The sequence below is a fragment of the Anaerostipes faecalis genome (assembly GCF_018982945.1).
Taxonomy (GTDB): domain Bacteria; phylum Bacillota; class Clostridia; order Lachnospirales; family Lachnospiraceae; genus Anaerostipes; species Anaerostipes faecalis.
Window position 1 is genome coordinate 128,414 of sequence record NZ_JABRXE010000007.1, and the last position, 7,413, is coordinate 135,826.

The 7,413-nt window shown below is 36.3% G+C and carries 10 protein-coding genes; all 10 read right to left on the reverse strand.

Going from position 1 to position 7,413, the window contains the following annotated elements:
• Positions 1 to 40: 40 nt before the first annotated feature.
• Positions 41 to 736 carry a flavodoxin family protein gene (locus KTB61_RS09265; protein WP_075758712.1) on the reverse strand — a complete coding sequence of 232 codons (696 nt, stop codon included), beginning with the start codon at positions 734 to 736 and terminating at the stop codon, positions 41 to 43.
• Entirely contained in the window at positions 733 to 1,896 is a 1,164-nt protein-coding gene (locus KTB61_RS09270; RefSeq protein ID WP_216697352.1) for an acyltransferase family protein, read from the reverse strand. Before KTB61_RS09270 ends, KTB61_RS09265 begins: the two co-directional genes overlap by 4 nt.
• 4 nt (positions 1,897 to 1,900) lie before the next feature.
• The gene (locus tag KTB61_RS09275; RefSeq protein WP_216697353.1) at positions 1,901 to 2,329 is read right to left on the reverse strand and encodes a helix-turn-helix domain-containing protein; all 429 of its coding nucleotides are present in this window, start codon (positions 2,327 to 2,329) and stop codon (positions 1,901 to 1,903) included.
• A gap of 141 nt (positions 2,330 to 2,470) precedes the next feature.
• Positions 2,471 to 3,262: a MerR family transcriptional regulator gene (locus KTB61_RS09280; RefSeq protein WP_075758715.1), complete on the reverse strand. Its 792-nt coding sequence runs from the start codon at positions 3,260 to 3,262 to the stop codon at positions 2,471 to 2,473.
• A 114-nt stretch (positions 3,263 to 3,376) separates the two neighbouring features.
• The gene (locus KTB61_RS09285) at positions 3,377 to 4,129 is read right to left on the reverse strand and encodes a response regulator transcription factor (protein ID WP_216697354.1); all 753 of its coding nucleotides are present in this window, start codon (positions 4,127 to 4,129) and stop codon (positions 3,377 to 3,379) included.
• Positions 4,130 to 4,133: 4 nt separating this feature from the next.
• Positions 4,134 to 5,438 carry a sensor histidine kinase gene (locus KTB61_RS09290; RefSeq protein WP_216697355.1) on the reverse strand — a complete coding sequence of 435 codons (1,305 nt, stop codon included), beginning with the start codon at positions 5,436 to 5,438 and terminating at the stop codon, positions 4,134 to 4,136.
• Between the two features lie 28 nt (positions 5,439 to 5,466).
• Positions 5,467 to 6,267, reverse strand: a complete 801-nt coding sequence (locus KTB61_RS09295) for a DUF4097 family beta strand repeat-containing protein (RefSeq protein WP_075758718.1) — start codon at positions 6,265 to 6,267, stop codon at positions 5,467 to 5,469.
• Positions 6,264 to 6,941, reverse strand: coding sequence for a LiaF transmembrane domain-containing protein (locus tag KTB61_RS09300; RefSeq protein WP_216697356.1), 678 nt, complete (start codon positions 6,939 to 6,941; stop codon positions 6,264 to 6,266). Before KTB61_RS09300 ends, KTB61_RS09295 begins: the two co-directional genes overlap by 4 nt.
• A gap of 155 nt (positions 6,942 to 7,096) precedes the next feature.
• Positions 7,097 to 7,222 carry a manganese efflux pump gene (locus KTB61_RS13365; RefSeq protein WP_216697366.1) on the reverse strand — a complete coding sequence of 42 codons (126 nt, stop codon included), beginning with the start codon at positions 7,220 to 7,222 and terminating at the stop codon, positions 7,097 to 7,099.
• A 40-nt stretch (positions 7,223 to 7,262) separates the two neighbouring features.
• Positions 7,263 to 7,394, reverse strand: a complete 132-nt coding sequence (locus KTB61_RS13370; RefSeq protein ID WP_230973707.1) for an IS3 family transposase — start codon at positions 7,392 to 7,394, stop codon at positions 7,263 to 7,265.
• Between the last annotated feature and the right edge of the window lie 19 nt (positions 7,395 to 7,413).

The following is a 7,413-nucleotide window of genomic DNA, read 5'->3' on the forward strand; positions in this document are numbered from 1 at the left end:
TAAATGGAAAACATTCCAGGTATTTTTCTTCCTGTAGAATCTATTTCCAAGGTCGCCTATTTCCATGCCACCCACGTTCTTCCCAGTAGGAATAGTCCGGGTTCATATGGTCAGAAGATGCTTTGTGCATCAGCCGAACCAGATAAAACCAAAAGCGACCTTTCAGTGTCACACCAGATTTTCCTTTATTTTTTCGTATTTTCTTTGCCAATTGATCGGTCTTCTTATGAATTTTTGATTGAATTCTTTGTGGAATTTCAGCAGGCTTTGTTGCCTGTACTCCAATACCCAAACGGTACACATGAGACAGTCCCCAAAATACAAGACTGTCACCCATATCCTTATTTGTGCTCTTCATTCCTCCGCCTGCTGCAGTTGAAATGCAGACACCCTGCTTGTAAAACATCTTTTCGTTTGGCCGGTGTACCATCCAGCGAGTGCCATAGTGATCAAGAAACGACATCATCTGACCGGTAGCATGAAACACATAGACGGGACTTGCCAGAATAATCAGATCTGCTTCTTCCATAGACTTTGTAATAGGTCGCAATTTCTCATAGTGCGGGCAGTGGTTCATGTCTTTTTTGAAACAAGTCCAGCATCCGAGACATGGCTCATCAAAATCCCTCGGCAGGAAAAACTCTTTAATCTCTCCTCCAACTTTTTCTGCCAGTTCACGAGCAACCATACGAGTGCTGCCCTTATGATTCTGTCCATTGATAATTACGATTTTCATAGGTTTTTCCTCCTTGTCATGATTAAACTATTATTCGTTTTCTTATCTGGTCTGTTCTTTCTTACACCGAAAATCCAATAGCGTAATACAGGTATTCTATGAATCACTTCATAAAGCAAGATTGAAAAAATCAGAGATCCGATGAACTCAATGCTATACACCATTATAATTGGAAGTTGTTTTCCTATTAACAGATAATTTATCACAAGCATAACCGGAATATGAAGCACATAGATCCCAAAGCAGCTTTGGTTCATATAATCTGTGAAGGCATTACGGAAATCTAAAAATCTTGCTCCTGCTCCAAGTACAAATAGTATCATGAAGAATGCATATAAATTCAGATCCCATCTGGAAAGCACATAAATATCTGAATAGGCAAGTCCGTAGCACCTTGAAATATAGTAACCCCCTGTCAGGACTGACAAAATAAAAAAAAGAAATACAGCCTTTTTCAGTTTCTCAATAATTTCTTCATTTGAAAATATGTAGTATCCAAAAAGAAACGCCGGAATATAAATTCCATTTCGATATGCTGTAATCAAAGGCATATTCAGAACATGGGCTCCTCCCCATAGAATCAGATAAACAAAAATCAATAATACACAAAATGGAAAGAATTTATCCGCTTTTCTGGCAAACCACTGACATGTCTTTGTATCATTCCCATGATATTTAGCTACTATTTTTCTAATCACTGCTAACAAAAGTGATGCAGTAAATAGCACATGGCAAAACCAAAGTGCACCAATCCCAGAAAATAATACAATGACTAATCTGACAAATCCAGGTACTTCTTTTGGCATATTAATACTGGCGTTAGTTAGATAAATCACAAATCCTCCAATCCATCCAAATGCAAGAACTCCCAATGTTGACGGCACTAATAATTTATCTGTCCTTGCCTTTATAAACTGTCCGACTGTTTTTTTCTCCAGAGCATATTTTGCACTCATTCCAGCCACAACAAAAAGCAATAACATAAACCATGGATAAACAAAATATTGAAATATGCCTGCAAAAGTCATGCCATCATTATAAGCAGGAGCACCTGCAAACATAGCCTTGATTCCAATATTATTGTAGTAGTAAAAACTATGGAAAATCACAACCAGAAGAATCGTAATCCAGCGAATATTATCTAAATATAGTTTTCTCATAAAATCACATCTCCTCATTTCCCTTTTTTAAGGCCTTTTGAATAAATTCCATCATTTCTTCTGCTTTTAGTAAAGCAATTCCCTGTGGTTCATCTCCTAACACAACAATGGAATCACCTGCTTCAATATGAAAAATCTCTCGTGCTTTTTTTGGTAGAACAATCTGCCCTCTGGTTCCCACTGTAACAGTTCCAAACAAGCGCTTTCCTTTTGGCGGAAATGGTAAAAGATTTGCCTTTTCATCATAATGAAGCAAATCATCCAGTGTTACCCCAAATGCATTTGCCATCTTGTCGCAGGCAAGCACATCTGGTACGCTTTCACCCGTTTCCCATTTTGAAAATGTCTGTCTGCTCGTTCCAGCAATATCTGCCACCTCTTCCTGGGTCAATCCTGCTCGTTTTCTTAATAACTGGATATTTTCTGCTATCATAAAAATACCTCTTTTCTTTTTTATAAATCATATTTTTCATATCTTTCATGTTTATTGTAATGAAAAAAAGTACTAGTTTCCACCAGTACTTTTAACATAAATTGAATTCGTATGTGAATTATTTTAACATGATCTATCTCGTTATTTCACTGGAAGCTGAATCTCTGTCAGCCAGTCTTCTACTGACTCCTTATTCCAAATTCCGTCGATGTAACACTCGCGGGCAAGACCAGACACTTCGTATCCATTCTCTTCTGCATATTTCATAATATACGCATAAGCTTCACCAATCTGGTCATATGCACCCTTATGGAAAATACTAATGACCTTTGTTTCCGGAATTTCACGAAACTTAATGTTTTCACTTTCTACGCCACGACTTACAACGGCTTCACTGTGTCTAATCTGGATATCTGTTTCCTTATGTTCACCATCTGGATACTCACAAAACTCATACGGTGGTTCTGTACATTTTAAATTCGGATTCAGTTTTCTGCATTCTTCTCCAACTGTAGGAATCCACTGTATGCTGTCGGAATACCTATTCAGAACTGTTTCTGCGTAATAAACGATTGCTGCTGGAATTATTTTTTCTGTAACCTGATACTTCATCTCTTCTTCCTCCAAAATATGATTGATTATGGAGAGGCGAATTTCAATGTCATCTTTTTGTGTCTGCAATGCTTTTGCTTTTTCTGTAAAGATACTTCTCGTATCTTTGCCATTTAATATATCCCGTATCTCATTAATGGAAAAACCAAGTTGTCTATATGACTTGATCTTTGCAGCACTCTTCAGCTGACTAGTTTCATAAAACCGATATCCGTTCCACGAATCAATCGATGCCGGTATCAGAAGGCCTTCTTTCTCATAAAATCTGAGTGCTTTCACTGTAAGATGGGATAGTTTTGAAAATTCACCGATTTTCATCATCTAACATTCACCTCCTCGTTACAAACCCTATTTTGTGGCCTCCTCTAAAGGGAGAGTCAACAGGTATTTTCGTTTTTTTACAGAAAAATATGATTTAATTGCCGATTTTCCTTATCAGAATATTGTTCCTTCATAAAATTCTCTACGATACTGTAATGGAGTCATGCCCTCGTTTTTCTTAAAGACTTTGGTAAAAGCTCTATAATCATTATACCCTACGGAACCCGCAACTTCTGCAATAGGCATAGCAGTGGTCGCTAGAAGTTTTCTTGCCTTCTCCATACGAAGGTTCGTAAGATATGCGAGAAAATTCACTCCGATTTCATTCTTAAACAACTGACTGATATACTGTGCACTCAAATGAAACTGTTCCGCCAAATATGTAAGGCTGATTTCCTCATCCAGATGTTCCTGCAAATGTTTTGTAATATGAACAATCATTCTCATATCCTGTCCATGGTTCTCCTTTTCCACATGAATCTTAGACTTATAGAATGCCATTTTTAATCGGTCAATACATGTCCCGAATTCTTCAAAATTGACTGGTTTTAAGATGTAATCCGTTATCTGCAGACGTAATGCCTGCTGACAATAAGCGAAATCATCATAACCGGATACAATAACAAATGCCATAGATGGATATTTCATTCGGCTCAGCTCTATTACTTTAAGCCCATTCATGATTGGAATATTGATATCCATAATCACAATATCCGGTTTTAAAAGTTCAATCTGATTGATTGCTTCCATTCCATCTGCTGCTTCTCCTACAACTTCACATCCATGTTTTTCCCAGTCAAACAGCTTCTTAAATCCTTCTCTGATTTTGATTTCATCATCCACTAATAATACATTCAACTTCTTCACAGCTTCACCTTCCATTCATAGGGAGCAGCATATGAGCTGTTGCTCCACCGTTTTCATTTTCTGTATACCAAAGACCGTATTCTTTTCCGCAAAGAAGTTTTATTCTCTTCTGTACATTGAGAACACCGATGCTGTTTCCTTCCAGTTTCTGTTCCTTTTCCCTGTAATGTATCAACATATCTTGTATTTTTTCTTTTGTTGCTTTATCAAATCCACTCCCCGAATCTGCAATCTGTATTTCTATAGCAGGAAACTCTCCCTGATGCTCTTTTGCAATAATCTTTAATTCACCATGATATCCTTTATTTTTAAGGCCGTGGAGAAGACTATTCTCCACCAGTGGCTGTAAAATAAAGTTTGGCACCATCACCTCTCCAGTTTGAGGTGCAATATCATAACTTACTTTAAGTTCTGGATAACGATAGCACATCAGTTCCAGATAAGCATCCAAAAGTTCCAGCTCCTCTTCCAACGATACCATTTGTCTGTCGACCTTTACACTCAATCTGAAAAAATCCACCAGATGCATTAATTGTTCCGCTGTTTCCTTGTCATGATTTAGCTCTGCCTGAATACGTATGGTGTCCAGTGTATTGTATAAAAAATGCGGATTAATCTGACTTTTCAGATACAGCATGGATAACTTCTGTTCTGTCAGCTCTCCCCGAAGAATATCCGGATTTTCCAGAGTCAGATAAAAAGACAAGATCATCAGCGTAATACCCATTCCACTAATTAAGCTTGTTGGAAACATAGCCTGAACAACCGATACACATAATTCAACAATCAGAGCCGCCATAATCGTCCATTTCTTCTTTTTATTGATCTGCTTCCAGTAAAAAACAAGTATGCCTAAACACAGAGTAAGATAGAAGGTCACACTTATATAAATCACGGATACATGAATCCCATCGGAATAGTTTCCCTGGGAGGTTACTGCATAATGTACCGGTAAAACCATTGCTCCAACCTCGGCCAGAAAAAGAACAATATTTGCCAGCCAGATCAATCGCATTTTTTTACCCGTCTCTTCTTCAATTAAAAAAGATATATACCGGTAAAAGAGATATACAACCACAACCATAGTTCCTATAAAAAAACGGTGCAGAATATCATTGAGCCATACTGGTACACAATCCAAATGATTCACTGTATAAACAGTAGATGCATCTGATACCAGATGTACTAATGCTACAATCAGAATCATTGAAAAGGTCTTATGTAATGATGTATGCTTTTGCCCTGCCAGAAAATAGATAAATGCAATAAATCCTAATATTAAAAAGCAGGCAATTTCCATTCGAATCATAAACTTCCTCCCAGCATAAGTTATCACCTTAGTTCTTAAATAGGATTTTTATAGAACCGATACCTCCGTCAATAGAGATTCTATTTTCACCGTCTCCATATATACTATCATCTGACATTGCTTTCCCATCAAGGTTTGCACTGCCAATTCCTTTATCAAGTTCTATCTGATAATCCTCTTTTTTTCCAATGAGAGAAAGCTTCGTTTCACCTATTCCATAATCAAGTTTGGATTTTCCCGTGAGTCTGCTTTCAAGATTAAGTTCACCGATACCCATATCCATATTTAAATTGTGAAGCTCACCGCCTCTTATTGTAAGTTCTCCTGCTCCTCCATCAATTTTTGCTCTGGATAAAGCACTTAGATGTTTTATATCAACTTCACCTGCACCAAAATTAAGATATATCGTATTCGCACATAGTGTATCCACAGATACTTTACCTGCTCCTGTGGAAATAGCCACATCTTCAAATATAGAATTTTCCGGTATTGTCACAATCAGTTTAGCTTTTGCATAGTTTCTTAATCCCATTTTCTCTTCAGAAATAGAAAGTTTTCCTTCTTTTTCTCTCACCAACAGATCTTTATGATTGCTTTCCACACCAAATCTATCTCCACACACAATTTTCAAGGATGAAGCATTAATATCAAGATCAAGGTTCTTTATATTTCCACTGATTGAATATTTCTGCATATCACCAGAAATATCATCACCAACAAAAAACGATACAGATGAAATTGCTCCAACGATTCCACCAATAATGCTTACTGTTAAAAAGACAGCAAAGGCGATGGCACAATATTTTATAATTTTTTGAATACTTGTCATTTGATATCAACTCCTCCGAACATGCAGGTAGCATTTATATAAATTGTTACAGTTCCTTCTGTTCTAATATTCATGTGTTTATTGGAGACACCTCCAAAAAGAGAATTTGAAGTAACCTTCACATTGACATTTTCAGGTACATAAATATCAATTCCGCCAAAAATCGCAGATGCCTGAATCACTACATCTTCTTGAATCACAGCCCCTCTAAGATCACATTTTGCACCGCCAAAAACAGCATTTATCTCTGCCCCATGAAAAATCTCATTATCATAATTTAAATTTGCACTTGAAAATACAGCTGCTCCGGTTTTCATTTTATCTCTATTTACTTTGTTCATTGCTTCCGTTCTTCTTTTATCAAACATCCCGCCAAAAATCAGTTTGAGACCTACGATAATAATAACAACAGGGAACAGCAGCTTCCACATCAGATCAAAATCCAAAACATCCTGACAGCATAGAAGCAAAAATACCCCGATACAAATGCCAATAATATTTCCTGTTTTTTCATGTTCATTAAACAATCCGATCACACAAGGTATGATAATAAAGAAAGTCCACCAGCCATCAAAGAACAGTTCAATATTTGTAATACCAAAGATATTCAGTGCTAAAATGCATCCAATAATAATCAAAATAACACCCAGTAAAATATTTCCGCCTTTTTTCATAATCTCTTACTCCTCCATTTCATTTCTTCTATTATAATAGACCATCTTTTTATGTTCTTATTATAATAAAATTCCACTGAAACAGATAGGTGAATTTTTCACATAAATGTGTCTAAAATATATGTCATCTCTTACGCAGTCAATATTATAATTTTCTATAAAACACCCGTTATAAATATTTCCAGACCTATTACTATTAATATCACACCTCCAAATATGGTTGCTCTATTTGAAAATTTTGTTCCAAATTTCTTACCAATTATTAATCCTGTTGGTCCTATGTCAAGATTTAGTACAAGTTAAAATGAGTTTTTCCTCATCCTAACTTGTCATCTGCAATTCGTCTTTCTGGATTTTACGATACAACTTTTCATACTCATTTGGAGACATATAGTCACAATGACTGTGAATACGTTTTGTATTGTAAAATGCTTCCAGATATTCAAAAACCAATTGATATGCATGATTATAA

Bases quoted from the DNA above. Each gene is read 5' to 3' on its own strand.
- KTB61_RS09280 (WP_075758715.1), bottom strand. From the start codon at position 3,262: ATGATGAAAATCGGTGAATTTTCAAAACTATCCCATCTTACAGTGAAA.
- KTB61_RS09300 (WP_216697356.1), bottom strand. From the start codon at position 6,941: ATGAAAAAAGGCGGAAATATTTTACTGGGTGTTATTTTGATTATTATT.
- KTB61_RS09290 (WP_216697355.1), bottom strand. From the start codon at position 5,438: ATGATTCGAATGGAAATTGCCTGCTTTTTAATATTAGGATTTATTGCA.
- KTB61_RS09295 (WP_075758718.1), bottom strand. From the start codon at position 6,267: ATGACAAGTATTCAAAAAATTATAAAATATTGTGCCATCGCCTTTGCT.
- KTB61_RS09270 (WP_216697352.1), bottom strand. From the start codon at position 1,896: ATGAGAAAACTATATTTAGATAATATTCGCTGGATTACGATTCTTCTG.
- KTB61_RS09265 (WP_075758712.1), bottom strand. From the start codon at position 736: ATGAAAATCGTAATTATCAATGGACAGAATCATAAGGGCAGCACTCGT.
- KTB61_RS09275 (WP_216697353.1), bottom strand. From the start codon at position 2,329: ATGATAGCAGAAAATATCCAGTTATTAAGAAAACGAGCAGGATTGACC.